25 protein-coding genes are annotated in these 26725 nt (G+C 41.7%); 10 read left to right on the plus strand and 15 right to left on the minus strand.

Annotated elements, in window-relative coordinates; translation table 11 throughout:
* Positions 1-19 precede the first annotated feature (19 nt).
* Positions 20-454 (plus strand): single-stranded DNA-binding protein, encoded by a 435-nt coding sequence (locus GS399_RS11480; RefSeq protein WP_160844781.1) that lies wholly within the window; start codon positions 20-22, stop codon positions 452-454.
* 57 nt (positions 455-511) lie between these two features.
* On the opposite strand, the gene GS399_RS11485 is transcribed toward GS399_RS11480, so the two are convergent.
* The 8 genes from GS399_RS11485 to dapF all read right to left on the minus strand — a co-directional run bounded on the left by GS399_RS11485 (position 512) and on the right by dapF (position 10459).
* Positions 512-2692 (minus strand): S9 family peptidase, encoded by a 2181-nt coding sequence (locus tag GS399_RS11485; RefSeq protein ID WP_160844782.1) that lies wholly within the window; start codon positions 2690-2692, stop codon positions 512-514.
* 70 nt (positions 2693-2762) lie between these two features.
* Entirely contained in the window at positions 2763-4073 is a 1311-nt protein-coding gene (locus GS399_RS11490; protein ID WP_160844783.1) for an amidohydrolase, read from the minus strand.
* 64 nt (positions 4074-4137) lie between these two features.
* The gene (locus tag GS399_RS11495) at positions 4138-4863 is read right to left on the minus strand and encodes a copper homeostasis protein CutC (protein WP_160844784.1); all 726 of its coding nucleotides are present in this window, start codon (positions 4861-4863) and stop codon (positions 4138-4140) included.
* Entirely contained in the window at positions 4853-5878 is a 1026-nt protein-coding gene (locus GS399_RS11500) for a glycosylasparaginase (protein WP_160844785.1), read from the minus strand. Before GS399_RS11500 ends, GS399_RS11495 begins: the two co-directional genes overlap by 11 nt.
* Before the next feature lie 55 nt (positions 5879-5933).
* The gene (locus tag GS399_RS11505; RefSeq protein WP_160844786.1) at positions 5934-6413 is read right to left on the minus strand and encodes a hypothetical protein; all 480 of its coding nucleotides are present in this window, start codon (positions 6411-6413) and stop codon (positions 5934-5936) included.
* Between the two features lie 68 nt (positions 6414-6481).
* Positions 6482-7069: a tetratricopeptide repeat protein gene (locus tag GS399_RS11510; RefSeq protein ID WP_160844787.1), complete on the minus strand. Its 588-nt coding sequence runs from the start codon at positions 7067-7069 to the stop codon at positions 6482-6484.
* Positions 7070-7130: 61 nt separating this feature from the next.
* Positions 7131-8873 carry an aspartate--tRNA ligase gene (gene aspS, locus GS399_RS11515; protein ID WP_160844788.1) on the minus strand — a complete coding sequence of 581 codons (1743 nt, stop codon included), beginning with the start codon at positions 8871-8873 and terminating at the stop codon, positions 7131-7133.
* A 797-nt stretch (positions 8874-9670) separates the two neighbouring features.
* Positions 9671-10459, minus strand: coding sequence for a diaminopimelate epimerase (gene dapF / locus GS399_RS11520; protein ID WP_160844789.1), 789 nt, complete (start codon positions 10457-10459; stop codon positions 9671-9673).
* 176 nt (positions 10460-10635) lie between these two features.
* On the opposite strand from dapF, the gene GS399_RS11525 reads away from it, so the two are divergent.
* The 5 genes from GS399_RS11525 (at position 10636) to GS399_RS11545 (ending at position 16587) form a co-directional block, all read left to right on the plus strand.
* On the plus strand, positions 10636-12159 hold the full coding sequence (locus GS399_RS11525) for a Do family serine endopeptidase (RefSeq protein WP_160844790.1): 1524 nt from the start codon (positions 10636-10638) through the stop codon (positions 12157-12159).
* A gap of 66 nt (positions 12160-12225) precedes the next feature.
* Positions 12226-12879, plus strand: a complete 654-nt coding sequence (gene pdeM / locus GS399_RS11530) for a ligase-associated DNA damage response endonuclease PdeM (protein WP_160844791.1) — start codon at positions 12226-12228, stop codon at positions 12877-12879.
* Between the two features lie 122 nt (positions 12880-13001).
* Positions 13002-13775, plus strand: coding sequence for a succinate dehydrogenase cytochrome b subunit (locus GS399_RS11535; RefSeq protein ID WP_160844792.1), 774 nt, complete (start codon positions 13002-13004; stop codon positions 13773-13775).
* Positions 13776-13812: 37 nt separating this feature from the next.
* Positions 13813-15747 carry a fumarate reductase/succinate dehydrogenase flavoprotein subunit gene (locus GS399_RS11540; protein ID WP_160844793.1) on the plus strand — a complete coding sequence of 645 codons (1935 nt, stop codon included), beginning with the start codon at positions 13813-13815 and terminating at the stop codon, positions 15745-15747.
* 69 nt (positions 15748-15816) lie between these two features.
* Positions 15817-16587: a succinate dehydrogenase/fumarate reductase iron-sulfur subunit gene (locus GS399_RS11545; protein WP_202409439.1), complete on the plus strand. Its 771-nt coding sequence runs from the start codon at positions 15817-15819 to the stop codon at positions 16585-16587.
* A gap of 75 nt (positions 16588-16662) precedes the next feature.
* On the opposite strand, the gene GS399_RS11550 is transcribed toward GS399_RS11545, so the two are convergent.
* Genes GS399_RS11550 through GS399_RS11560 form a run of 3 tightly spaced genes read right to left on the minus strand, consistent with a single transcriptional unit; the run spans position 16663 to position 19290 of the window.
* Positions 16663-18438, minus strand: coding sequence for a M56 family metallopeptidase (locus GS399_RS11550; RefSeq protein WP_160844794.1), 1776 nt, complete (start codon positions 18436-18438; stop codon positions 16663-16665).
* Between the two features lie 2 nt (positions 18439-18440).
* Complete coding sequence (locus GS399_RS11555; RefSeq protein WP_160844795.1) at positions 18441-18812, minus strand: BlaI/MecI/CopY family transcriptional regulator; 372 nt, start codon at positions 18810-18812, stop codon at positions 18441-18443.
* Positions 18813-18816: 4 nt separating this feature from the next.
* The gene (locus GS399_RS11560) at positions 18817-19290 is read right to left on the minus strand and encodes a hypothetical protein (RefSeq protein WP_160844796.1); all 474 of its coding nucleotides are present in this window, start codon (positions 19288-19290) and stop codon (positions 18817-18819) included.
* 140 nt (positions 19291-19430) lie between these two features.
* Here GS399_RS11560 and GS399_RS11565 point away from each other — a divergent pair, with 140 nt between their 5' ends.
* A complete protein-coding gene (locus GS399_RS11565) occupies positions 19431-20861 on the plus strand; it encodes an MBL fold metallo-hydrolase RNA specificity domain-containing protein (protein WP_160844797.1) in 1431 nt (476 codons plus the stop codon).
* 8 nt (positions 20862-20869) lie between these two features.
* Here GS399_RS11565 and GS399_RS11570 read toward each other — a convergent pair whose 3' ends face one another.
* Entirely contained in the window at positions 20870-21043 is a 174-nt protein-coding gene (locus tag GS399_RS11570) for a hypothetical protein (RefSeq protein ID WP_160844798.1), read from the minus strand.
* A gap of 192 nt (positions 21044-21235) precedes the next feature.
* On the opposite strand from GS399_RS11570, the gene GS399_RS11575 reads away from it, so the two are divergent.
* Together GS399_RS11575 and GS399_RS11580 are read left to right on the plus strand one after the other, a co-directional pair.
* Positions 21236-22243, plus strand: coding sequence for a sensor histidine kinase (locus GS399_RS11575; protein WP_160844799.1), 1008 nt, complete (start codon positions 21236-21238; stop codon positions 22241-22243).
* A 2-nt stretch (positions 22244-22245) separates the two neighbouring features.
* On the plus strand, positions 22246-22962 hold the full coding sequence (locus GS399_RS11580; protein WP_160844800.1) for a LytR/AlgR family response regulator transcription factor: 717 nt from the start codon (positions 22246-22248) through the stop codon (positions 22960-22962).
* Here GS399_RS11580 and GS399_RS11585 read toward each other — a convergent pair whose 3' ends face one another.
* The 3 genes from GS399_RS11585 to metK all read right to left on the minus strand — a co-directional run bounded on the left by GS399_RS11585 (position 22963) and on the right by metK (position 25647).
* Entirely contained in the window at positions 22963-23718 is a 756-nt protein-coding gene (locus GS399_RS11585) for a lysophospholipid acyltransferase family protein (RefSeq protein ID WP_160844801.1), read from the minus strand. It abuts the gene before it with no gap.
* 38 nt (positions 23719-23756) lie between these two features.
* Positions 23757-24317, minus strand: coding sequence for an NUDIX domain-containing protein (locus tag GS399_RS11590; RefSeq protein ID WP_160844802.1), 561 nt, complete (start codon positions 24315-24317; stop codon positions 23757-23759).
* Between the two features lie 73 nt (positions 24318-24390).
* Complete coding sequence (gene metK / locus GS399_RS11595; protein ID WP_160844803.1) at positions 24391-25647, minus strand: methionine adenosyltransferase; 1257 nt, start codon at positions 25645-25647, stop codon at positions 24391-24393.
* 191 nt (positions 25648-25838) lie between these two features.
* On the opposite strand from metK, the gene GS399_RS11600 reads away from it, so the two are divergent.
* On the plus strand, positions 25839-26708 hold the full coding sequence (locus GS399_RS11600) for a diacylglycerol/lipid kinase family protein (RefSeq protein WP_202409440.1): 870 nt from the start codon (positions 25839-25841) through the stop codon (positions 26706-26708).
* Positions 26709-26725 lie beyond the last annotated feature (17 nt).

Here is a 26725-nt window from a genome sequence, read left to right on the forward strand (position 1 = left end):
TTAATCAGTTATAAACTTCATGTCGGGAATTAACAAAGTTATCTTGGTGGGGCATTTGGGCAAGGACCCTGAAGTGCGGCACCTAGAGGGAGGCGTTACCGTGGCCAGCTTTCCGTTGGCAACATCAGAAACATTCAATAAAGACGGAAAGAAGGTTGAGCAAACCGAATGGCATAACATTGTAATGTGGCGCGGCCTTGCAGATGTTGCTTCCAAATATTTGCAGAAAGGAAAGCTCGTTTACATCGAAGGGAAATTACGAACAAGATCCTTCGAGGATAAAGAAGGACATAAAAAATATACTACTGAAGTTGTTGCCGAAAATTTTACCATGCTTGGTCGTAAAAGCGATTTTGAAAATGGCAATGGTCATGGGATACCGGTAAATACACATAAAACAGAAGAACCCGTGAACTTCGCGGAGGAAGATGCAGGAGATGATTTGCCTTTTTAAAAAATGTATTTAAAAAGAAAGGCCCTCCTCATACCGGAGGGCCTTTCTTTTTTGTTATTACTTCGCCCCCGGCGGACAATTATCTTTTAAGAATTTAGTAAATACTGTTGCCAGATGCTTACTGGTTCCTTCACCTTCCGAAATGCTGTGCGTGCGGTTAGGGTAGGCTATCATTTGAAATGGCTTATTGTATTTAATAAGCTGATTGATCATCTGCTCGGCGTTGTTGTAGTGAACGTTGTCATCGCCGGTTCCATGAATCAGCAGCAAGTTTCCTTTAAGGCCCTGTACATGTGATAGCGGCGAACCTTTTACGAAATATTCACGGTCCTCAGGAAGAAGACCCATATAACGCTCCTGGTAAATATTATCGTAATTCAGTTGATTGTCAACGGCGGCCACAGAAATTCCTGTTTTATATATCTCAGGATACTGAAATAGCAGGTTTAGCGTGGATGAACCACCGCCACTCCATCCCCAAACAGCAACCCTGCTTGTGTCAATAAAATTAAATTGTTTAAACATCGCCTTTGCACCCATTGCCTGGTCGCGGATGTTTATTATTCCAATATTGCGGTAAATAGATTTACGCCATTCGCGGCCTTTTGGTGCAGGTGATCCGCGTCCATCAAGCGACGCATAAATATATCCGTCATCAGCCATACTTCCATTGTAAAGGCGATTGTAACCAACTCCATAACGGTCAGTAACAGTTTGTGATGCTGGCTCTCCGTAAACTGTATAAACGATCGGATACTTTTTTGAAGGATCAAAGTTGTTTGGTTTTACCATCCAGCCGTCCATTTGAATGCCGTCTTCTGTGGTAACTTTAAAAAATTCGACTTTAGGTAACGCTCTTGTCCCGTTAAGCCTCTGTTCACCCTTTCCTATCACTTTGTGATCCGGGAGGCTCACAACCTCAGATACAGGGAAACTTACAGCGTTTGAGTAATCATGAAAAGCGAGTTTTCCATTCGGCGAGATATCATAACTATGGGTTCCCGATTGCTCAGCTGGAGTGACCCGCGTAGCCGCGCCGCTTCCGTTGAGCTTAACTTTGTACAAATAAGATTGTGTTGCATTCGCCGGTGAAGCCATAAAATAAATCAGGCCATTTTTTTCATCAACAAGGTTCAGGCTGATTACGTCAAAGTCACCCTTTGTAATCAGCTTTTCCTTTCCGTCGCGGCTGATTGAATAAATATGTTTCCAGCCGTCCTTCTCACTCAGCCAAATAAAACTTTTACCGCTGGTTGTCCAGGTCCAACCGATGGCTTCCGCTTTCGCATCAACCCAGGCTTTGTCGGTTTCAGTATAAATTGCTTTAGTTGTACCGGTTAAAGCATTACATAAAATTATTTTGCTTTCATTTTGCCGGCGATTCAACTGTTGAATAATTAGTTCAGTAGAGTTTGCTGCCCATTCCATCCTTGGAATATAGTGTTGAACGGCATCGCCGGGAACATTCATCCACTTAGTAGGCCCGCCATTCGCTGAAACAACGCCTACACGACAAAGGCTTGGATCTTCACCAACAACCGGATATTCAACCGGAACCGTATATGGATAAAGTGAATCCGTAGTATTGAGCATTAAATAATTTTTGGTTTTCGTTGCATCAAGCTGCCAGTAAGCTATAGACTTGCTATCTGGCGACCAGCGAAAGCCATCGCGGCAATCAAGTTCTTCTTCGTAAACCCAGTCAAATGTTCCGTTAATGAATTTCAGGGAGCCATCAGTTGTTAAAGCCTTTATTGCACCCGAAACAAGATCCTCCACATAAATATTGTGTCCGCTAACATACGCAGCCTTTTTTCCGTCGGGGGAAAATTTAGCGAACATCAGCGATGACGATGGTTTACCGTTACCCAGTTGTCTTAATGTTTGATTTTGCAGGTCGTATACCCAAAAATCGCCGCGGGTATTATAACGCCAAACCTTTTTAGTATTTGTGAAAATGATAACTTTTTTGCGGTCGTCCGAAAATGAAAATAAACTTACATTCAATGGAGTTGTTGATCCGGCCGGCGTCAATTTTTCACGCGGAATTAGTACATGGGTGTTTGATGGGTTCACCGGATCTGTTTCCACCATACCTTCAGAGGTAATTTGCATTACTTTGCTTCCGTCTGCAGACCAATAGGTGTCCTGGCCAAACTGAGCTAATGCCGGTAATGACAATAGCGAAAGAAATAAAAAGCTTAGAACACTAAGCTTCTTTAAAATAACTTTTATCATGAAATAAGATAATTAAAATGCGATGAAAATACGGTTTTTACTTAAATCGTGAAATTAGCTATCTGCTTTGTTACTTTTTCATCGCCATGTAGTTGACAACCAGGTTGCAAAACGTTTTGACGCCAAGCTTAAATCCGCTTTCATCAATGAAAAAGTCTGGTGTATGATGTGATGCGGCTTTTAATGGATCCTGGCCTTTCGGCATTCCGCCTAAAAAGAAAAATAATCCCGGAACTTTTTCCTGGTAAAACGAAAAATCTTCTGCCCCTGTTACCGGTGGTTTTAACGAAACATTGTTTGCACCTGCGCTTTCAATTAAAGTCGGCAACATTTTTTCCGTTAAAGCCGGATTGTTATAAGTAACCGGATAGTGAACGCTAAAGGGGATTTTAACCTCGGCTGTTGCTCCTGCGCTCTCCGCGGTTTTAGTGGCAACCTGCTTAATCCGTTCGATGACCATTTTCTCGTCAGATTTGCTCATCGCCCGGATCGTACCCATCATCTCGGCCTGTTCAGGAATGATGTTGGATCTGTTGCCGGCATGAATCGATCCGATAGTAACAACAGCGGGATTCTCTGTGACATTTAAATTTCGGCTAATAATCGGCTGAAGGTTATTGATAATTTGTGCAGAAGCAACAATCGGATCAACAGAAGACCAGGGATAGGCACCATGCGCGGACTTTCCTTTTACGATTATTTGCATATCGTTAACCGCTGCCATGGTTCCGCCCGGACGGTAAGTTATTTTTCCAACTTCGGTTTGTGAATTAATGTGGAGGCCAAAAATTACCTCAACTTTCGGGTTTTCCAGCACGCCTTCTTTTACCATTAACTCTGCACCTCCCTCTTCTCCAAATGGCGGTCCCTCTTCTGCCGGTTGAAAAATAAACTTCACGGTCCCCTTCAAATCATTTTTTATATCAGATAAGACTTTGGCTGTTCCCATTAAAATAGCCATGTGCGAGTCATGGCCGCAAGCATGCATGGCGCCAACTTCCTGGCCATTGAACGTTGTTTTAACTTTTGAAGCAAACGGAACAGGTGTTCTTTCCACAACCGGCAAGCCATCCATATCGGCACGCAATGCTATAACCGGCCCGGGCTTTGTGCCTTTTAAAATGCCGACCACGCCGGTTTTTGCCACACCAGTTTTGACTTCAAGACCAAGTGATCTGAGATAATCTGCAATAATTTTAGAGGTACGTACTTCGTGATTTCCGAGTTCGGGATGTTCATGAAAATCACGCCGCCAGGCAATTACCTGTTTTTCAATTTTGTCGGTTTCCTGATTGATTTTGATTTTAAGCGGACTGTTTTGCGCAAATGTGTGAGCCGTAATGGTACTAAGTGTAATCAGAGAGATTAGTATTTTTTTCATACGCTGGTTTTGATCCTTAAATATAGCGTATTGCTCCTAACTCCTTCAATTCAAAAGATATGGTTTAAACTAAACTGTCCAATGAATTCAAAATCTTGCTGATTGCCCTTACTTTTTCTGTGTCTGTTTGGACGATCGTTTCATCATTGAACATTGAATAATGAACGCCTTGCCTGAGTGTTTTTGCTGTCGTATGAAATTCTTCGGCACCTGTTGCAGTTGCGATATCAATGATGTTTGTTTCGGTAATACCTGAACCCGGTACAATTTTAATTCGGTTATCCGCTTTTTTTACTAACTCTGACAAAGTCGAAATAGCTTCAAATGCAGTTGGTTTGCCTCCGGAAGTAAGAATTCGATCAAATCCAAGTTGAATGATATCTTCCAGCGATTGATCCATATTTACACAATCATCGAAAGCCCGATGGAATGTCAGTTGTAGTGGTTTGGCAAGTTCTACAAGTTTTGTGGTACGTTGAACATCGACGGTTCCGTCTGCTTTTAGTATACCTGTAACAATACCTCGACAGCCGATTTCTTTGCAAAATTGAATGTCGTCTTTCATTGCAGCGAATTCTTCATCACTGTACACGAAGTCGCCACCTCTCGGTCTGATCAATACAAAGACAGGAATAGTGAGATGCTCCACTACCTGTTTTATTGCACCGTAAGATGGCGTCGTTCCGCCCTCCAGAATATTATCGCAAAACTCTATTCGTGAAGCGCCACCGGTTTGTGCGTTTAATGCCGATTGAATAGAATTCGCACATATCTCCAGGCTATAACTCATTGTCGAAATAGCTGGAAGTTTTTAAGAGTTGTTTCTGATTGTTTTTATCGCAGACAGAGTATGTAAATCCTTTTTGGAGGGCATACGCGCCATGCTCGCCATTTTTATTCAGCGCTATGAAGGCCACCTGGATGTCTTTTGCTTTAGCACCTTTAATTTTTGCAACACGCTCCACGACTTTTTTACAGGCTTCCCTGGGAGACAGGCCTTGACGCATAAATTCGACTACGCTGTGTGAGCCGGCGACACGAATAACGTCTTCGCCCTGCCCGGTGGCGGTTACCGCCCCGACTTCATTATCGACATATAAACCAGCCCCGATAATTGGCGAATCTCCCAAGCGGCCGCGCATTTTAAAGGCCATTCCACTTGTGGTACAGCTACCGCTTAGATTGCCATTCGCATCAAGCGCCACCATGCCGATGGTGTCGTGATTGTATTTGTCGCCTAATTTTGCCGGTGCTGCCTTCTGGTTTTCAATATTGACGATCGGTTTATATTCACTAGTCTTTAACCAGTTTTTGTAAGTTTTTTCAGCGTCGTCACTCAGTTTCAGCGGCTCGAGCTTGAAGCCCTGAGATACGGCAAATTGCTGCGCTCCCTGCCCAACGAGCATAACATGCGGAGTTTTTTCCATCACCTTACGTGCTACGCTGATAGGGTGCTTTATACGCTCAATGGCAGCGACGCTTCCGCAGTTAAAATTTTCGTCCATAATACTCGCATCCAGGGTGACGAATCCGTCGCGGTCTGGGTTTGCACCTAAGCCTACACAGCAGTTTTGGGAATTTTCAGTTACCATTACACCGGCTTCAACGGCATCGAGTGCCCGGCCACCTTTGTTTAAGATTTCCCAGGCGCCCTGGTTGGCGTTCAGGCCTTCATCCCAGGTTGATATAACGATAGGCTTAATACCGGCGGGAAGTTTTTCTGCAGCGATGAGTCGCTTGAAACCAGTAGACAATGCGGCAGCGGCCACAGTTGTTGATGCAATAAATTTTCTTCGGCTGTACATAGAAAAAGTGTAATTCCGAAGATAGTTATTTATAGCCTAAACATGCAACAGCTCGCTATTCCTTACAGTCGACGGTGGAAAATGTACGACTGTAAGCGGCCGTATCACTTATGAATTGTCTTCCTGTTTTAGAGTCAAAACTGTAATCCTTTGCCAGCAGTTTATCGCCCTGTATCTTAAACGCTACCGGTAGCGAGTCAGTCATGCCTTCCTGCATAAACTTCCAGCTTCCGATAATTTCGTCGTTTTGTTTTGTGCCGACCAACGTTCCTTTCCGGGAATCTTTCTCCCAGATCATATTATTATAAGTGCCTCCAACTTCATTGCCAGTAACCGTTAGGCTGATGTTTGCAGTATCCCGTTTGGTATTACCGCTTACGAGCTGATAACAGGTTTTTGAAGTAGTGACAGTAACGCTATCGGTAATTGTTTTTGTAGTAGTAACAGAACTGTCTGTTGTTTCGCTCTTTTTTGTCGCCGAGTTACATGCGAAAAGTGTTAGCGGCAACAAGTAAAGCAAGCTTGATTTTTTCATCTGCTTTTAACAGCGATAACACAATATTGTTTAATTGATATAATTGAGGGGGCCTTCTAAACTGATTCTTATTCGGTGATGATAGTTTTGCAGTTTACTCCCAACTGTTTAAGGCGTGCATCTAGTGTGCTTAGTTTTTCCGCTAACTTAAGGTTTTGATAAATGGTTTTAATGTAAGAGACTGTCTGGGTATCATCGGGATCGCAGGCCACAGCTCTTTCCAGATGCGCAACAGCCTTCAATGCGACATTTTTGTATTGCGCCTGGAAAGTTTTATGCGCGGCGGGATCACCTTTTGAGGAATTCACTTTTATTGAAATAGGCTTTAATTCGTTCAGATAAATAAAGCCAAGTGCCCGGTGGGCGACATAATAATCAGGCTCAAGCGAAGAGACTTTCAAATACAGCGGCTTGGCTTTTTCGATCTGGTTATTGTCTTCGTAAAGTTTTGCCATGCGGTCATAAATCGCGGTTCGCATACCAGGAGAAAGTTCGCTGGAATCTTGTAACAGCTGCTCGCCTATTTCGATCGCTGTTGACACTTTATTACTGGTTCTGGCGATATTGAAGTCGTCATAACGATCTTCGATAGAATGCTGAGCAAGGCAAGGAATTGATAAAAGGGCGAAGAGTGGAAGGAGTAGAAATTTAATCATCCGTGAAATAACTAAATTTTCTGAAAAACAAAAAAGCCGGAGAAAACTCCGGCTCGATAAATTATATCGTTGATTTGATCTTCAGCTCATTCAATTGTTTGTCGTCAATCGTCGATGGTGAATCGATCATCACGTCACGGCCTGAATTGTTTTTTGGGAAAGCGATCACATCGCGGATTGTATCTAACCCCGCAAACAGTGAACACAGACGGTCAAATCCGAAAGCAATTCCACCATGCGGCGGAGCGCCATATTCGAAGGCGTCCAGCAGGAAGCCAAATTGTTTTTGTGCTTCGTCCGGACTAAATCCTAAGTGCTTAAACATTAAAGATTGTAAGGCTCGATCATGGATACGAATTGATCCGCCGCCAATTTCAGTTCCATTAAGTACCATGTCGTAAGCGTTGGCACGCACTTCTCCCGGTTTTGAATCAAGTAAAGCGATGTCTTCCGGCTTCGGCGATGTGAACGGATGGTGCATCGCATGGTAGCGTTCTGTTTCTTCATCCCATTCCAGTAAAGGGAAATCCAATACCCAAAGCGGCGCGAAAGTGTTTTTATCGCGTAAACCTAGTCTTGTCCCCATTTCCAGGCGAAGCTCGTTCAACTGTTTACGAACTTTGTCGGCCGGACCGGCCAGGATCAGCATCAAATCACCGACTTCAGAGTTAAACGCAGCCGACCATTTTTTCAGTTCGTCTTCGTTAAAAAATTTATCAACCGACGATTTTAATCCGTCCGCATTATGGCGGCAATAGATCATTCCTGTGGCGCCGATTTGCGGACGCTTTACGAAGTCGGTAAGTTCATCTAATTGCTTGCGTGTATATTCCGCCGAGCCTTTCGCATTGATACCGACAACTAGCTCCGCATTGTCAAATACAGGGAAACCAACGCCTTTCACTACATCGTTCAACTCAACGAACTGCATTCCAAACCGGATATCCGGTTTGTCGGAACCGTATAAACGCATCGCATCTGCATAGCTCATACGCGGAACTTCAGCCAGGTCAATTCCTTTTACAGCTTTGAAAAGGTGGCGGATCAATCCTTCGAACACATTTAATATATCTTCCTGCTCGATGTATGACATTTCACAGTCGATCTGCGTAAACTCCGGCTGGCGATCAGCGCGCAAATCTTCATCACGGAAACACTTTACGATTTGAAAATAACGGTCCACCCCCGAAACCATCAACAATTGCTTAAACGTTTGCGGCGACTGCGGTAAAGCGTAAAATTCACCAGGATTCATGCGGCTTGGCACCACGAAATCACGCGCTCCTTCCGGCGTTGATTTAATCAGAACAGGTGTTTCAACCTCGATAAAGTTTAAACCGTCTAAATATTTACGCACTTCCTGCGCCATTTTATGACGAAGTACCAGGTTATTGCGAACCGGGTTACGGCGCAAATCCAGGTAACGGTATTTCATGCGAAGATCGTCTCCGCCATCAGTTTCATCCTCAATTAAAAACGGAGGCAGCTTTGCTGAGTTTAAAACTTCAAGTGACGAAACTTTGATTTCAACTTCTCCGGTAGGGATTTTTAGGTTTTTGCTCGAACGCTCAATTACCTTTCCATTCACTTTGATCACGTACTCGCGCCCCAGTTCGCGGGCGTTAGCGCGAAGCGTCGCATCATCGTCGGCATTAAAGGTAAGCTGCGTAATTCCGTACCGATCACGTACATCGATAAATGTCATTCCGCCCAGGTCGCGTGATTTTTGTACCCAACCTGCAAGGGTTACTTCTTTCCCCAGATCTGATAAGCTTAGCTCACCGCAAGTATGTGTTCTGTGCATGGTGTAATAATTATGAGGGGCAAAAGTAAGGTTTTTAAGGATTTATGCGTAGGGAAATTAATAGGGCTGTTTGCGGGGTAATTTATAAAGTGATGAATTTGTAAAATAGCCGTCGTTAGCTAGTAATTGTTTTCAATCAATATTTTCAGATAGTTATTTGGAAGTGGAAGAAAGTGATTTGTAGGATTGGATGACGTATTCGGAAAATGGTATAAACTCAATTTGAAGGAAAATGATGTCATTCAATTTGTTAAGTTTTGATCAGGTGAAATGATTTGAAGAATGTGGGGCTAGATATTTTAAGTTGATCAGAGAAGATGAGATAGATGTGTTATGTGAAAATTATATTTAATTGGTTTAAGGTTTGGAAAGCAAAGGAAGATTTTCATCGGATCAGATATTCCCGTGCTTCGCTCATACTGCACGGGCCTTAGCCACCTGGCCGGTATCCGCTTTGCCCGGGTTTAAAATGCAAGGATATTGCTACTGTAAAAGATCATGTGCGGTGACCGCAAACGATCATAGTAAGTATTGCCGAAGTGCAATAAACGGGATGGAAGCGGCATCCTTTTTTGAGCGGAGGATATAAGCTTGGAAAAAAAAGATACAGCGGACAGCCCGACTAATGTTAATTGAAACACGGAAACTGCTTTCTAAAATGAATATATAAGATTTATCCCTTAGTATCAGGTTCCTTTAAACAATTCAACCCTCAGCATAAACTGCTTCAAAACAGAATTTGATTAAATATGCCATTGAGTGTCTTAATCTTCGACGACAATTAGAACTCGAAATCGCTAATTTGCCTCTATCTCGCCTTCAAACACCAACTCCGCCGGTCCTTCTAAAAATATATCGGTAAACTTCGAACCATCGTAGTTAAAGCGAATATTCAACTTGCCGCCAAGTACCCGGACCGGACTGCTGATATTTCCTGTTAGATTTTTCTTTTTAGCCATTGCCAATGCCACAGCAGTAACACCCGTTCCGCAAGCATAGGTTTCATCTTCAACTCCCCGTTCGAACGTGCGGATAAAGTAATGATCTTCAAAATCCTCTACAAAATTTACGTTAATGCCATTGAGTACATAAGTTTCATTATTTCTGATGGCTTTTCCGTCGTGGTAAACATTTTTTGCCTGCAGATTTTCAACCTGCTGCACGTAATGCGGCGATCCGGTATTTAAAACGAAAGCGTCCTGATCGGTCTTAACCCTGTCAACGTCAATCATCTGCAAACTCACCCAATCTCCATTTTCGGAAATTTTGGCATAATGCGGCCCGTCGACTGCCAAGAAATTTGTTTCTGAGTCGATGATTGCTAAATGCTTCGCAAACGCCACAATGCAACGTCCGCCATTACCACACATGCTGCCCTCTTTGCCGTCGGCATTATAGTAAACCATTTCAAAATCAAATCCTTCCTTGTGTTGAAGCAGCATCAATCCATCGGCTCCGATACCGAAACGGCGATCACAAAGTCCTGCAACAGTCTCAATTGATGGATTTCGTAATAATTTTTCACGATTGTCCACTAAAATAAAATCGTTGCCCGCACCCTGATATTTGTAGAAATGTATTTTCATAAAATCTTCATGCAAGATTACAAAATTTACTCAATGCATTCATTTAAAGGCACACATAATGACGCCTTTATGTGTTTAACATTTTTTAACAAAATATCAAACGACGAAAGTTGCAAGAACCTCATAAGTGGTATTAACTTTGAAGTTGAAGGTAGAGATCTTAGAAATTTAACAACATGAAAAAAATAGCAATTACACTTCTAACCGCTTTTGTTGGTGGGGCGTTGGCGTTGGGCACTTATAAATTAATTGAAAATAAGTACGCAGACAGCAGAAGCTTGGAGGACAAACAAAAACTTTATTTCACAAATAATCCGCTAAACGTAAATTCATCAACAGGTGATCTGGATTTTACTCAGGCTGCAGCAGCAGTTTCACCGGCTGTTGTGCATATAAAAACAACCTATAAAGGACAAACTCGTGGCGGCGGTGGCGCTGATCCATTTGATGATATGTTCAACGATTTTTTCGGTGGACGTCAGCGTCAGTCAGCTCCGGTGATGGCTTCGGGTTCGGGCGTAATTATTTCGGATGACGGTTATATCGTTACAAATAATCACGTGGTAGAAAACGCTACTGACATCAGCGTAATTTTAACCGACAAGCGTTCGTTAAAAGCCAAAGTCATTGGTCGCGATCCTAATACAGATTTAGCATTGATCAAAGTTTCTGCAACCAAATTACCGCTCGTAAAAATGGGCAATTCAGACAATGTTCGTGTTGGCGAATGGGTTTTGGCAGTAGGTTATCCCTTTACTTTGAATACCACTGTAACCGCAGGTATTGTAAGTGCAAAAGGCAGAAGCATTGGAATTTTAAGCCAGGGTGATGATGATAACCCATATCAACGCAGAAATGCTGCACCTGCCGCGAGTTCTGCAATCGAGTCGTTTATCCAAACAGATGCTGCCATTAATCGTGGAAACAGTGGCGGAGCTTTAGTCAATACAAACGGTGAATTGATAGGTATCAACGCCGCTATCGCGTCGCAAAGCGGAAATTATGAAGGTTATGGATTCGCGATCCCGATTAATCTTGCGAAAAAAGTTCTGGATGACTTTATGAAGTACGGAACGGTAAAACGTGGATATATTGGCGTTAACTTCCTTGATCTGGATGCGGATAAAGCGAAAGAAGTTGGTACTACGCAAATCAACGGACTATATGTTAGCGCGGTAGTTCCAAATAGCGGAGCTGAAGCTGTAGGTTTAAAGAAAGGAGATGTTATCACGAAAGTAGAAGGTAACACGATCAATTCATCAGCTGATTTGCAGGAACGTGTTGGCCGTCTCCGTCCGGGCGATAAGATTAACATTTCTTATATCCGTGATAGCAAAGAACGCCAGGCAACTATCACGTTGAAGGGAGACGACGAAGTGAAACTTGCTGGAAATAGCGGCAGGTCAAACGAAGAGATCTACAATAAATTAGGTGCAAGCTTTGCTCCATTGTCATCAACGGTAAAACAACGCTACCATATCAACTCAGGCCTTGTTGTTTCGGAAGTGCGTTCAGGTGGAATATTTGACCAGCAGGAAGTTCCGAAAGGAACAGTTATCACTTCTGTGAATGGTAAAGCTGTTAACAGTGTGGATGATATCGATGCAGCGCTTTCGGCTGGTAAAGGTGATATGCTGCAATTAAGCGGCATCACCCCTGATGGTGCCCAGTTCAGGTACTCGTTTCCTATCGGAGGATAATTAATAAGTTTTATATATCAAAAGCCTTTCGTTTAATAAGCGAAAGGCTTTCTTATTTTAGCGCCAATGAATGTGCATAATGGGTTGGACTGGCAATTTTTGGGGCAGCAATTGTGTTTACTTCCCCAAAAAGCGCTTTACTGGAAAGATAAAAACATGCTGATCGTTGCCGATGTCCACATGGGAAAGGTCGGCCATTTCCGTAAAGCAGGTATTGCAATTCCTAAATTGATGGAGCAGGAAGATCTTGCTGTCTTGTCCGATTTAATCCATGATCTCAAACCAAAAACTTTGTTGTTTTTAGGCGACCTGTTTCACAGCGATATGAACAATGACTGGGAATGGCTTATGCTTTGGCGCGATCTGTTCCCTGATTTGGAGATGATACTGGTACGTGGAAATCACGATATTTTGCACGATAAGTATTATCATGCTGCTCGTTTTAAAGTAGTTGCCGAACTTGAGTTAGAGCCTTTTCTCTTTACTCATGAACCGGTTAAAGAAGTACATGACTTATATCCCGTTTCCGGCCATATTCACCCCGGCGTTTTATTAAGAGGCAAAGGGCGCCAGTTTGTAACGCTGCCATCGTTCAGCTTCTGTAAAGATCAGGCGATACTGCCGGCTTTTGGAAAATTTACAGGAAACGTTTCGTTGAAATATTGCGATGAAGATTCAGTATTCGGGGTACTGAAAAATAAGGTGATCAAATTGTCATAAAACAGTTAATATTTTAGATTAATTCTAAATAGTTAAAAAGTCTTGCATGAGTTGATTGATTTGCTGTTTTTACGCATTTATTAAATAATTTTGTTCGCCAAAATAAAATTTAAACCAAAGTAATGGGCAATTTTAAATCTACATTTTCATCAACTCTGGGAAAAAAACTGATCATGGCCTTGACTGGCTTGTTTTTATGTACATTTCTCATCGTCCACCTGGTTGGTAACCTCCAGATCTTCTCTCACGATGGCGGAAAAGCATTTAACGAGTACTCCTATTTTATGACTCATTTTCCACCGATCAAGATCATTTCATACCTGCTTTATGCATCGATCATTATACATGCTGTTTACGCTTTGATTCTGACATTGCATAATCAAAAAGCAAGGCCGGTGAAGTATGCTGTTTATGAAGGAGGTAAAAATGCCAGCTGGAGTTCACGAAATATGGGAATACTTGGAACGGTATTATTGATTTTTATCGTTACTCACATGGCTAATTTTTGGTTCAAATATCATAATGATATGGTGCCGTTTGTTGAGTACAGAACAAGTCTGCAGACTGGTGAAACAACGGTGAAAGAAATTCCTGCTTCTGAATTCCGTGATTTTGTAAAATATGTCGATAACGGGGTTGAGATCGTAAGAGCTAAGGATCTGTATCAGCAGGTAAGTTATGCTTTTCAAAATGTCTGGCTTGTTATTTTATATGTTGTGGCTATGGCCGCTATGGGTTTCCACTTGTACCACGGTTTTTGGAGCGCGTTTCAAACCTTCGGTTGGGACCACAAAAAATACATGCCTATCGTAAGCTTTTTAGGTGTTTGGGTTTTCGCGGTGCTGATTCCACTCGGCTTTGCAGCGATGCCTCTTTACGTTTACTTTACTAAATAGATATTCATTCCCTCAAGGAAAAAAAATATAACAACTGATGATATTAGATGCTAAAATTCCTGAAGGCCCTTTAGCCGAAAAATGGTCTAAGCACAAGTTTAATCTTAAGCTTGTTAACCCTGCCAATAAAAGGAAATATACAGTAATAGTTGTCGGAACCGGACTTGCGGGTTCGTCAGCAGCAGCTTCTTTAGCCGAATTAGGTTATAATGTTAAAGCGTTTTGTTTTCAGGATAGCCCGCGTCGTGCACACTCTATTGCGGCACAAGGAGGTATAAATGCTGCAAAAAATTACCGTAATGACGGCGACAGCGTTTATCGCCTATTTTATGACACCATTAAAGGCGGCGACTACCGTGCCCGCGAAGCTAACGTTTACCGCTTGGCAGAAGTTTCGGTAGATATTATTGATCAGTGTGTGGCACAAGGCGTGCCCTTCGCCCGAGAATACGGTGGTTTACTTGACAATCGTTCATTTGGTGGCGCACAGGTATCGCGTACTTTTTATGCCCGCGGTCAAACCGGACAGCAATTGTTACTTGGTGCTTACTCGGCGTTAAACCGCCAGATTCACGAAGGCAAAGTAAAGATGTACAACCGCCATGAAATGCTGGATGTTGTTGTAGCTGATGGAAAAGCGCAGGGAATTGTTACCCGCGACCTTATCGATGGTACGATCGAAACTCATGCAGCTCATGCAGTTCTGCTTTGTACCGGCGGTTACGGAAACGTGTTCTATCTTTCTACCAATGCAATGGGCTGTAATGTTACGGCTGCCTGGAAAGCGCATAAACGTGGTGCATATTTCGCAAATCCATGTTTTACACAGATTCACCCGACTTGTATTCCGGTAACGGGAGATCATCAGTCAAAGCTTACGCTGATGTCTGAATCGTTACGGAATGATGGACGTGTTTGGGCGCCTAAAACGCCTGAAATGGCCGAGAGGTTAAGAAAGGGTGAGATTAAAGTCGCTGATATCAAAGAGGAGGACAGAGATTACTTCCTTGAAAGAAAATATCCATCATTTGGTAACCTGGTTCCCCGTGACGTTGCATCGCGTAATGCTAAGGAGGCGGTTGATGAAGGAAAAGGTGTTGGATCTTCAGGAAAAGCGGTTTTCCTTGATTTCGCCGATGCAATTAAGCGTTTAGGAGAAGACACGGTACGTGAAAAATATGGTAACCTGTTTGACATGTATTACCAGATCACTGATGAGAATCCATATAAGCAGCCGATGCGTATTTATCCGGCAGTTCACTATACTATGGGTGGGCTTTGGGTTGATTATAATTTACAGACCACTGTTCAGGGCTTATACTGTCTAGGGGAAGCGAATTTCTCGGATCATGGTGCAAACCGCCTGGGAGCTTCAGCTCTTATGCAGGGATTAGCCGACGGTTACTTTGTGATTCCTTATACAGTTGGCGATTATCTAGCTACCATTGGTCCAAAACCAATCGATGATAAACATCCGGCATTTGCTGAAGCAAAGAAATCCGTAGAAGAAAAGATTGCCAAATTATTGTCGCTAAAAGGTACCAAAACGGTTGATGACTATCACCGGGAACTCGGTATCATAATGTGGGAATATTGCGGCATGGCCCGGAATGAAGCCGGCTTAACTAAGGCGAAAGGATTGATACGCGAACTGCGTGAGGATTTCTGGAAAAATGTTATCGTTCTCGGAAAAAATGAAGAATTCAACCAATCGCTTGAAAAGGCAATAAGAGTTGCGGACTTCCTTGAACTCGGCGAACTGATGGTTGATGACGCTTTACAACGCCGCGAATCCTGTGGAGGCCACTTCCGTGAAGAGAGCCAGACCGAAGAAGGCGAAGCAAAGCGCGATGACGAGAACTTCGCATTTGCCGCTGCCTGGGAATACAAAGGCTATGGTGAACAAGAAGAACTTCACAAGGAAGAGCTGGTATTTGAAAACGTTAAATTGACACAAAGAAGCTATAAATAGTATTGAGTACTGCGTACTGAATGAAGTTACTCTCATTTACGCAAATCACAATACACAATACTTACTGATATGAGCAAACACATGAATCTAACCATTAAAGTCTGGAGACAAAAAAATGTTCAGGACAAAGGTGGTTTTAAAACATACAAAGCAGATAATATCGCAGATGACATGTCCTTTTTGGAGATGTTAGATGTAGTTAACGAAGGTTTGACCAAGAAAGGCGAGGACCCGATCCATTTCGATCATGACTGCCGCGAAGGTATATGCGGTATGTGTTCGTTATACATTAACGGTCGACCGCACGGGCCAAAAACAGCTATTACTACTTGCCAGTTGCATATGCGTAGCTTCAACGATGGTGAAACAATTACCATCGAGCCATGGAGATCAGGCGCGTTTCCTGTGATTAAGGACTTAGCAGTTGATCGTACTGCTTTCGATCGTATTCAGCAGGCTGGTGGTTATGTATCAGTGAACACTGGTGGTATTCCGGATGCTAACGAAATACCGGTACCAAAGCCAATCGCTGACGAAGCTTTCAATTCGGCGACGTGTATTGGTTGCGGAGCGTGTGTAGCGGCTTGTAAAAATGGATCTGCTATGCTGTTCGTTTCTGCTAAGATCTCACAAATGGCCTTGTTGCCTCAGGGACAACAGGAACGCTATCAGCGTGCGCAGGCAATGGTCAATCAAATGGATACCGAAGGATTTGGAAGTTGTACCAATACCGGTGCTTGTGAAGTGGAATGTCCTAAAGAGATTTCGCTTACAAATATTGCCAGGATGAACCGGGAATATTTTACAGCAAAATTTTTTAAAGAAGAAGAAATGCATTAACTTTGCCTCACGAGGCAAGGAGGAGAATAACACAAAAAGCCTGGATTTATTCCAGGCTTTTGTGCGTTTAGGAGTTTATTTCTTCATTTTTATTTCAATCACCCCATTTTTTCCTTTGTCGCCGTATTTTGCCGTTGCATTCTCTACGTTTAAAATCAACATTGATTCAATCTTTTCAGGATCAAGATTTTTAAAATTGAATGAAGGGTCCTTTCGTTCACCGTCAACAATAACAAGACCGTTAAATTGCTCGGCTTTACCTAACTTCAAAATTGCTCCGTTTTCGCTGTAGACAGTTTTTGTGCTGTCAGTTGACAGGGCATTTTCAACTTTTATGTTTTTTACCCTAACAGCATTAGCATCTTTTGGCGGTTCCTGGTTTATGTAGATTTGTACTACGCCATTTTTGCCTTTTTCTCCATACCTGGCAACTTCATCGGCGTTTTTCAAAACATTCAATGATTTAATAGTTTGCGGATTTATGGATTTTATTTCGTCAGATGTTCTCTCAATGCCGTCGACTATGTAAAGAGGCTCTGAATCCTTTTGAATGTTACCTCCTGCTTTCGCCTCAACATTTAACATAATCGGGATAGCGTAAGCAACCCGAACGGCTTGTCCATTTTGTATGCCCGGTTTCCATTTAGGTGATTTTTTTAGCATTTCAATTGCAGCGTCACCAGTGCCGTAGCCCATATCATGAAGCACCTTCAAATCTGTAAGCTCTCCGTCCTCCTCGACGACAAAGGAAATAGTGACACGACCCTTAACGTGGTTTTTAATCGCTTCTTGCGGATATTTGTAAGTTTTGCCGATAAATTCATAAAACTTTTGCATTCCTCCCGGATATTCCGGTAATACATCTACAGTGCCGAAGTTGTGGATTGATTTATCCGGCAATGTATCCGTCAAGTATACTTGGTCGTTTCTTTTTATATGTGTAATGGTTTTATCAAACATTGCCGAAGTAATCTCTGACAGATCATCGGATGGAACATTTAAATTTGTTTTTTCGATAGCACGTTCTGCTTTTTTGCTGATTGTAGCAGAGGAAAATATGAGCATCGCTGCAAACAACGGCGCCGATAAGCCATATTTTAACAGGGCCGCCTTTCTGGATTTTGTTTTTTGTAACATTGTAATTCTTTTTTTTAACATGGATTGATTATAAAAACTGTTGGTTAATTGGTCCGGCTTTATGTTCAGCGTATTACAAAGTAAAAGCATCGCATATCCGGCTTTATCCGCGTGGCTGGCCAGCTCATCAGCGATAAATTCGTGAATATTTTTAATGTCTTTCCGGTATAGGTAAATAACCGGATTGAACCAGAATATGATCGTTAGTAGTTCGAAGAAAATCACATCAGCAGAATGCAGCTGTTTTGAATGAACCTGTTCATGAGCATAGATAGTGTCATAAGCGTTTAATTCTTTCGAAACCACAATTTTATTGAAGAACGAAAACGCAGGAATTTTATCATTATATTTTCCGAAGAACAACTTTAAAAGACGTATGGTAAAACGTGCCGATACGGCGATAAACCCTGTGGCATAAACCAAAAACAGGATGTTTGAAGGCGAAAGTGGATTGCTTTGAGCTTCGTAAAATCCGCCAACCTCACTGATAATCAAATTAAAGGATTCTTTGGATTGGGCGATCTTGGTGGTGTTAAACAACGAGTTTACCCAGGTAGAATGTAAGATTGGAATAGCACATGACAATAAAGCCGCCGACAACAGGTACATCCTGTTGAGGCTGAAAAATGTTTCTGTCCTCAATAGAATGATGTAAAAGCAGTAAAATAGAATGAGGTAAATATTTGCCTGCAAAAAAAAGTTGATCGTATTCATGATTACTTCTTCTTAAGTTTTTCAATCAGTTTTAAAATTTCGTCCGCCTCTTTCAGGTCAATTTTCTTTTCGTTTACAAAAAATGAAAACATACTTTCAACCGAGCTGCCGAAATAGTTACTAAGCAGCTTTTCGGTGGCGAAGCTTTTATAAGTTTCTTTGCTGATCAGCGGAAAATACCGGTGACTTTTACCGAAGGCTTCATGGTCGATAAAGCCCTTGGTTTCGAGAATTCTTATAATCGTTGAAACGGTATTATAAGCTGGTTTAGGCTCTGGTAATTGGTCAATTACATCTTTCACAAACCCTTTTTCTAAATCCCATAGGACTTGCATTACCTGTTCTTCCGCCTTTGTAAGATCTTTTAGTTCCATAGTGTTAATTGGTTTGGTAATAGGTCTCGTTTACGATTATACCCTTGTCATATTTTCTAGTCACCGCCAGCCGGCCATCTTCATCGTACCAACTCCAGCTTCCGATATAGTACCATTCGGGAATTTTGCCTGAAGTGTCGAAGAACGTTTTGCCCTTACAATCAACTTTTCCGTTGAAATGGTAAAATTCAACGTCCGCGGTATAGCCTTTATAGCGTTCTTTCCGAACCAGGCTCTTTCCGAGATAATACCGCCATGTGCCTTTTTCTTGTCCGTGTTTGTATCTTCCTTTATAATGATAATTGTCGGCAATGGCATCCTCAGGGATTGAATAACCGGCTTTTTTCAGTTTTTTTGCCGTTGCCTGCATTTCGCTGGGGCCATAAATCCATTTTCCTTCCTTATAGCCGTTTACCGTTTGATTTAATTTGCATGACGCGAATAAAAACAGAAAGACTACAACAATTATAATTCGCATACACTAATGTATAACTAAAAAATTAGTTATACAACTATTTGTTTAGTTTAATGTAAAAAAAAACTTTATTCCGGTATTCATGTTGACTTTTTGCTTTGGCGATGGCGGCTTACACCGCATCAAACATTTAATAAATATTCATGAAAATTACCTTCCACGGCGCTGCTCAAAATGTTACCGGCAGCAAGCATTTGATAACACTAAATAATGGCACGCAGATACTGCTTGATTGCGGGATGTTTCAGGGAATGGGTGAAGAAACCGATGAATTAAACGGTTACTTTGGCTTTAATCCTAAAAAAGTTGATCATCTTGTTTTATCTCACGCTCATATAGATCATTGCGGCCTTATCCCACGCCTTGTGGCCGAAGGTTTTGAAGGTAATATCTATTGCACTTCCGCGACGATGGATCTGGCGAGGATCTTATTGATGGATTCGGCAAAAATTCAGGAACAGGATGCTGAATATAGCAACAGGCATCGGCAACCTAAGGGAATGAAACTTATCGAACCGATGTACAAAGAGGAAGATGTTATCGCTTCACTGCGCTTGTTTAAAATAGTAGAGTATAATGAGGAACATCAGATTGATCCGCGTGTTACACTAAAATTTACCGATGCCGGTCATATAGTTGGAAGTGCCGCTGTTCATTTATCGATCATCGAGGATGCAAAATCATATCAGATAACTTTTAGCGGGGATGTTGGCAGGTACGGCGATATGCTTCTTAAAAGCCCTCAACCGTTCGCTCAGGCAGATTATATAATTATGGAATCAACTTATGGCGATTCGTTGCACAAAGATTTGGAACCGATTACTGATGCGCTGTATAACGTTATCAATCAAACCTGTAATATAAAGGGAGGAAAAGTTATTATCCCGGCTTTTAGCGTTGGCCGTACACAGGAAGTTTTATATGCATTAAATTCGATGGAACTGAAAGGCATATTGCCTGATGTAAGTTATTATGTAGATAGTCCTTTATCTGAAAAGGCCACACAGGTGATTAAATCACACCCGGAAGTATATAATAATGACGTAAATGAGGTACTGAAGGTAGATGCTGATCCGTTTGCTTTTAAAGGACTCAAATTCATTGAAAATGTTCAGGAATCGATCGCTTTGAACACCGATCCGCGGCCATGTGTTATCATCTCTGCTTCTGGAATGGCAGAGTCCGGCAGAGTGAAACACCATATAAAGAACAGCATCGGTAGTGAAAAAAACACGATTCTTCTTGTTGGTTATTGTGAGCCGTCATCGCTTGGAGGCCGACTTATGTCAGGTGCCCGGGTGGTTGATATTTTTGGTGAGGATTATGATGTGCGTGCAGAAGTACAGGCGATCAAATCTATGAGCGCGCATGGCGACTATGAGGATCTTCTTCGGTTTGTATCATGTCAGGATCCTGCCGAGGTTAAAATAGTATTCTTGGTACACGGTGAGTATCCGGTGCAGGAACATTTTAAAAGCAAGCTTAAAGAAAAGGGATTCGGAAAAGTTGAAATACCATCAAGGCATGAGGCATTTGAAATAAATCACTCACCCGACCTTAAATTGACCGAGTGAGCGCTCATTCAGAACATGGTTTTAATCAGTTCATTTATCGCGGGTAAATGAAACGTCAGTTTCGCATTGTATCCCTCAGCCGGAATACTGGTATGATCATTCAATAACACAAGCCCAACGCACACAAATACCGGTATCAAAAGCATGATGAATGGCGAAAGTGTTGATATTGCTTTTTTCATGATTGTCAATGATTTGATAATCCAAATCAACACCATATCTTTCAGCTGCTAAAATTAATTAGACTAAGCGCCAGTATTAATAGATGAACGGCAATTTTTAAGACCCTGTGAAAAGTACAGAGTTGGCAGATAAATTTTGCCCGTTCGTCTAATCGGGGAGGTTAACTGTTCAGCTACAGGTAAATTTAAGGAATGAATAAAATCCGCCAGATTATTCTGCATACAGCCGTTTGGGCGGCAATCTTACTCTTTTTTGTTTTTGTTGGAAGTGATCATGGCAATGTTACGATGAAAACAGTCGTAATATACGTTTACTTCGGGCTGATCAATATTGGAATATTTTATGTTAACTACTTATTTCTTCTTCCGCGATATCTTACAAATCAAAAGTACTGGGCGTTCGTAGTCAGCGTCTTATTCCTCATAATAGCCTCGGCGTTCATTAAATATGGTTTGGCCGAATATTTTAAAGAATATGTTCTGATCAGAGAAAATGAACACCTGAGTTTTTATAAATATTTTTTAGCCGCGATATTTACCAGCACGTTTGTCATTGTGCTTAGTTCGGGTTTGAAGTTCGGATCGGACTGGTTTGTAAACGAAAAAGTTAAAAAAAGTCTTGAAAAAGAGAAATTAACAGCTGAACTGGCTTTCTTAAAATCACAGATCAATCCGCATTTTTTACTTAACTCGTTAAATAACATTTACTCGTTAGCTTATCAGCAGTCTGCCAAAACTCCGGAGGCAGTTTTAAAACTTTCGGAAATCTTGCGTTACATGTTATATGAAAGCAATGATGAAAAGGTCGATCTGGCCAAAGAGGTACGATATTTGGAAAATTTTATCGAGCTCCAGCGGATAAGGTTAAAAGACAAGGCTTTCGTGAATTTTGAAGTTATTTGCGGGGATTCCCATCAGATGATTGTTCCTATGATGCTTATTCCTTTTGTGGAGAATGCTTTCAAACATGGAATAGCGAACGATGAAGCTCATCCGATCAATATTCGCCTGGAAATTAAAGACGGAAAATTGATTTTCCAGGTAAAAAACAGGAAGAACAAACAGAACAAAGACATCACCGGTGGAATAGGACTGCATAATATACAACGGCGACTTGATCTGCTTTACAAAGGAAAATACATGTTAGATATTCGCGATGATGACGAAGTTTATTATTGCAAATTATATTTAGATTTATAATTATGATACGTTGCCTGGTTGTTGATGACGAACCCTTAGCCCTGGATATTTTAACTGATTATATTGCAAAAGTACCGCAGCTAGAACTGGTATTGGCAACTACAAGCGCTTTCGAAGCACTTGAACTTGTACAGAACGATAAGGCCGATTTAGTCTTCCTTGATGTTCAAATGCCGGAGCTGACAGGTATTCAGTTTTTAAAAATAATTAACGGCAAATGCGACGTGATACTGACTACCGCTTATCCGCAATATGCCTTGGATGGTTACGATCTCGACGTTGTTGATTACTTATTAAAGCCAATTGCTTTTGACCGGTTTTATAAAGCGGTTCAGAAAGTACAGCAAGCTGCGGCAGCCGCTCCTCAGGGTGCAGCCGAACCGCTCATAATCCAGAATTCGAACGATTTTATTTTTGTTAAAACAGAACATAAAATTCAGAAGATATATTTGAACGATATTCTTTACATCGAAGGATTAAAGGATTACATCTCCATTTTTACTGCCGACGAACGGATAATTACTTTACAAAACATGAAGAAAATGGAAGAGGTATTGCCTTCCGGCAGATTTATTCGTGTGCACAAATCTTATATTATTGCATTAGACAAGATCGAAAGCATTGAACGCAGTCGTATTATTATTGGAGAAAAGGTTATTCCTATCGGCGATACTTACCGCGACTACTTCTTTAAACTGATCGAGAACAAAAACATTTGATCAAATACTAGTTTTTTGACCAGCAGGCAATGCGGCTCTGACAGCTTCCTCTGCTTCGGCGATTACTTCTTCGATTGCCTTTCCCGACGGCTCGATCGGATTTAAAACCGTCCAGGTCATTTTTTCAAAAACACCCAATGGGAAGGAGCTCGAATAACGATGAAATTTCCATGAACCGTTAATAGCAATAGGAACAATAAGTGCTTCGGGAACCTTTTTTAAGATCGTCGCAATCCCTCCTACGGCAAATGTTTTAAGTTCGCCGGTGCGTGATCGGGTACCTTCAGGAAAAATAACGGTCGACCAGCAATTGTCCTTCATCCTTTTGGCAAGTTTTAAAATCTCAGCAATCGATTGTTTACTGTCCTTCCGGTCGATATTTGCGCCGCCGCCATATTTCAGGTTAAATGAGATGCTGGGGATTCCTTTGGTGAGTTCGATCTTTGATATAAATTTCGCGTGGTATTTTCTTAAAAACCAGATCAGTGGTGGAATATCGTACATCGCCTGGTGGTTGGCAATAAAAATAATCGGTCGATCAATCGGCAATGGCTGGTTGTTGATAAAGTCAATCCTGTCTCCCAAAACGTAATAGGTGGTAACAAGAAAAAAATTTAAAATATCTACTGATTTTTTGTGTGCGCTGTAACCTCCGATTTTTAAAGCCAGCCATTGGATGGGATGAAAAATAATTAAAAGTAATCCGAAGTACAGGTAATGGATCGGGGTTAATATATAAGCAGCGATTTTTTTCATAAACACGGACAAAGTTAAAATTCTTAAGGAATTGCCTGTTATAGAGAGCCATCTAAAAGCATAAGCTTAACTTTTAGTATCGCTGCCACGCTCATTGAATCCGTGATTTTCCCCGATTTCACCCATTGATAAACTTCCTCGAACGGCATTTTCTTTATTTCCAGTTGTTCCGTTTCTTCAGGTTCTGCATCGTGCTGAGTAAGGTTTTGAGCGAGATACAGAATGGAATATTCGTTACTTACAGAATTTGAAAGGTGCATCGTTTGAATTACCCTCCAGCTGCTGGCCACGAGACCTGTCTCCTCCAGTAACTCGCGTTTGGCAGATTCAAGTGGATCCACCCCCAGCAGTCCGCCGCCTTCCGGGATTTCCCAGCTATACTGATCTATTGCATAACGATATTGACCAACGAGATAGGTATTTAACTTATCGTCGAGAACGACAATCCCGATAGCAATGTTCTTAAAATGAACTTTTCCGTATATGCCATTGCCCCCGTTGGGATTAATTACCTGGTATTCGGTCAAATTAATCCAGGGGTTGTCATAAATCTCTTTTGATGATAGCGTTTGCCAGGGATTTGTTTCTTCGTCTGCCATGCCGCAAAATAAAGAAGCCTTTCGGTATTCCGAAAGGCTGTGAGATTATAAATAAGATTGCTTCGAATTACTGTTAAGCAATATTAAAAGCAGCTTTCACTTTATCAGTATAATCGAGTTTTTCCCAGGTGAAAAGTTCAACTTCAACGGTTTTTTTCTCGCCGCCGGCTCCTTCAAAACTTTTTGTTACCGTTTGCGGTTCGCGTCCCATGTGTCCATACGCTGCGGTTTCAGCATAAATAGGGTTACGCAGCTTTAAGCGCGTCTCGATTCCGTAAGGCGTCATGTCAAATATTTCAGATACTTTCTGAGCAATTTCGCCATCAGATAAACCTGTTTTAGATGATCCGTACGTGTTGACGTAAATTCCCATCGGATATTTTACGCCGATCGCATAAGATACCTGAACTAAAATTTCGTCGCAAACGCCGGCAGCAACAAGATTTTTGGCAATATGACGTGTTGCATATGCAGCGGACCGGTCAACTTTAGATGGGTCTTTTCCCGAGAAAGCTCCTCCACCATGCGCTCCCTTACCACCGTATGTATCAACGATGATTTTACGGCCTGTCAAACCGGTGTCGCCATGAGGGCCGCCGATAACAAATTTGCCGGTAGGGTTAATATGATATTTGATATCGCCGGTAAACAATCCCTGTAATTCGGGTTTCAACTGGCTTTTTACCCGTGGAATAAGAATATTGATAATATCATCCTGGATTTTTTTCTGCATGACGTCTTCAGCTCCGAAGTCATCATGTTGAGTTGAAACCACGATAGCATCAATCCGAACTGGAAGATGGTCATCGCTGTATTCGATTGTTACCTGTGATTTTGCATCCGGGCGTAAGTAGGTAATATCTTTATTCTCACGACGAAGCGCTGCAAGTTCAATAAGGATTTTGTGTGCAAGATCTAAAGCCAGAGGCATATAATTTGAGGTCTCAACAGTAGCGTATCCAAACATCATTCCCTGGTCGCCAGCACCTTGCTCCTGTTTTTCTTTACGGTCAACACCCTGGTTAATATCAGCAGATTGTTCGTGAATTGCTGATAAAATTCCGCAGGAATTTGCTTCGAACATATATTCCGACTTGGTATACCCGATTTTACGGATTACTTCCCGTGCAATTTTTTGAACATCAAGATAGGTTGATGATTTTACTTCACCAGCCAAAACTACCTGGCCAGTGGTAACTAAAGTTTCGCAGGCAACTTTTGAATCAGCATCCCAGGCTAAAAAGTTGTCAATTAAAGCATCAGAAATCTGGTCGGCAACTTTATCTGGATGCCCTTCAGATACTGATTCAGACGTGAATAAGTATGACATAAATAAACTGATAATTTAATGATACAAACAGGGGGCTACACGAGAAAAAACCGGGCGGTAAAAAAGCTGATTGTTTTTTAGCATTTTTTAACGTGGTTGCAATCAACGCAAATCGATCCACTGCGCTGCGAAAGTACAACTAATTTTAAATTCATTGAAATTAAAAATAACTTTGAGCCAGCATAAATCCATTGAAAAAGAGAGTCCTTTTCATTATAAATCCTATTTCCGGTGGAAATAATAAAAGCGGTTTTCTCAAAAAACTCAATCGTCACCTCGATTTAAATAAATTTGACGCGCACTGCGTTTTTACAGAATATAAAAATCACGCATATAAAGTCGCTAAAGATCATGTTGCTTCGTCCGACATCATTGTTGCGGTAGGCGGCGATGGAACAGTGAATGAGGTGGCGTCCGCGTTAAAGGATACTGACGTTTTATTGGGAATTATTCCATCCGGCTCGGGCAATGGTTTGGCCCGTACATTAAATATCCCCCTTGATCATAAGAAAGCGATTGAAAGAATCAATACGGGCAGGTCTCTTAAAATAGACTGTGGCGAATTAAATGGACGCAGTTTTTTCAATATGGCCGGATTGGGATTTGACGCACATATTAGTGCGTTATTTGACAGGGGCGGAAAGAGAGGGTTTTTTGGGTATGCTAAGTCAATAATTAACGAGATAAGCAGTTACAAATCCAAAGAGTATTTTCTTCGAATCAACGATAGGGAATATTGTAAAAAAGCTTTCATGCTGAGTATTGCCAACTCATCTCAGTATGGAAATAATGCGCACGTTGCGCCGGAAGCGTCTGTAAACGATGGTTTGCTGGATGTATGTATCATAAAACCATTTTCAGTATGGTGGTTTCCTGTGATGATCTGGCATCTTTTTTCTAAAACAGCCAACCGCTCCCGTTATGTTGAAATTATCCAGGGTAAGGATATTTTAATTAAGCGCGAACAAATGGCGCCTGTGCATTTGGACGGTGAGCCGCTTTATGAAGGATTGCAAATTAATATTTTGGTAAAACCCTTGTGTTTAAGTATTTTAGTGTAAGCACCGTTGCTAACCAA

The sequence above is a fragment of the Hufsiella arboris genome (assembly GCF_009834875.1).
Classification (GTDB): Bacteria; Bacteroidota; Bacteroidia; order Sphingobacteriales; family Sphingobacteriaceae; genus Hufsiella_A; species Hufsiella_A arboris.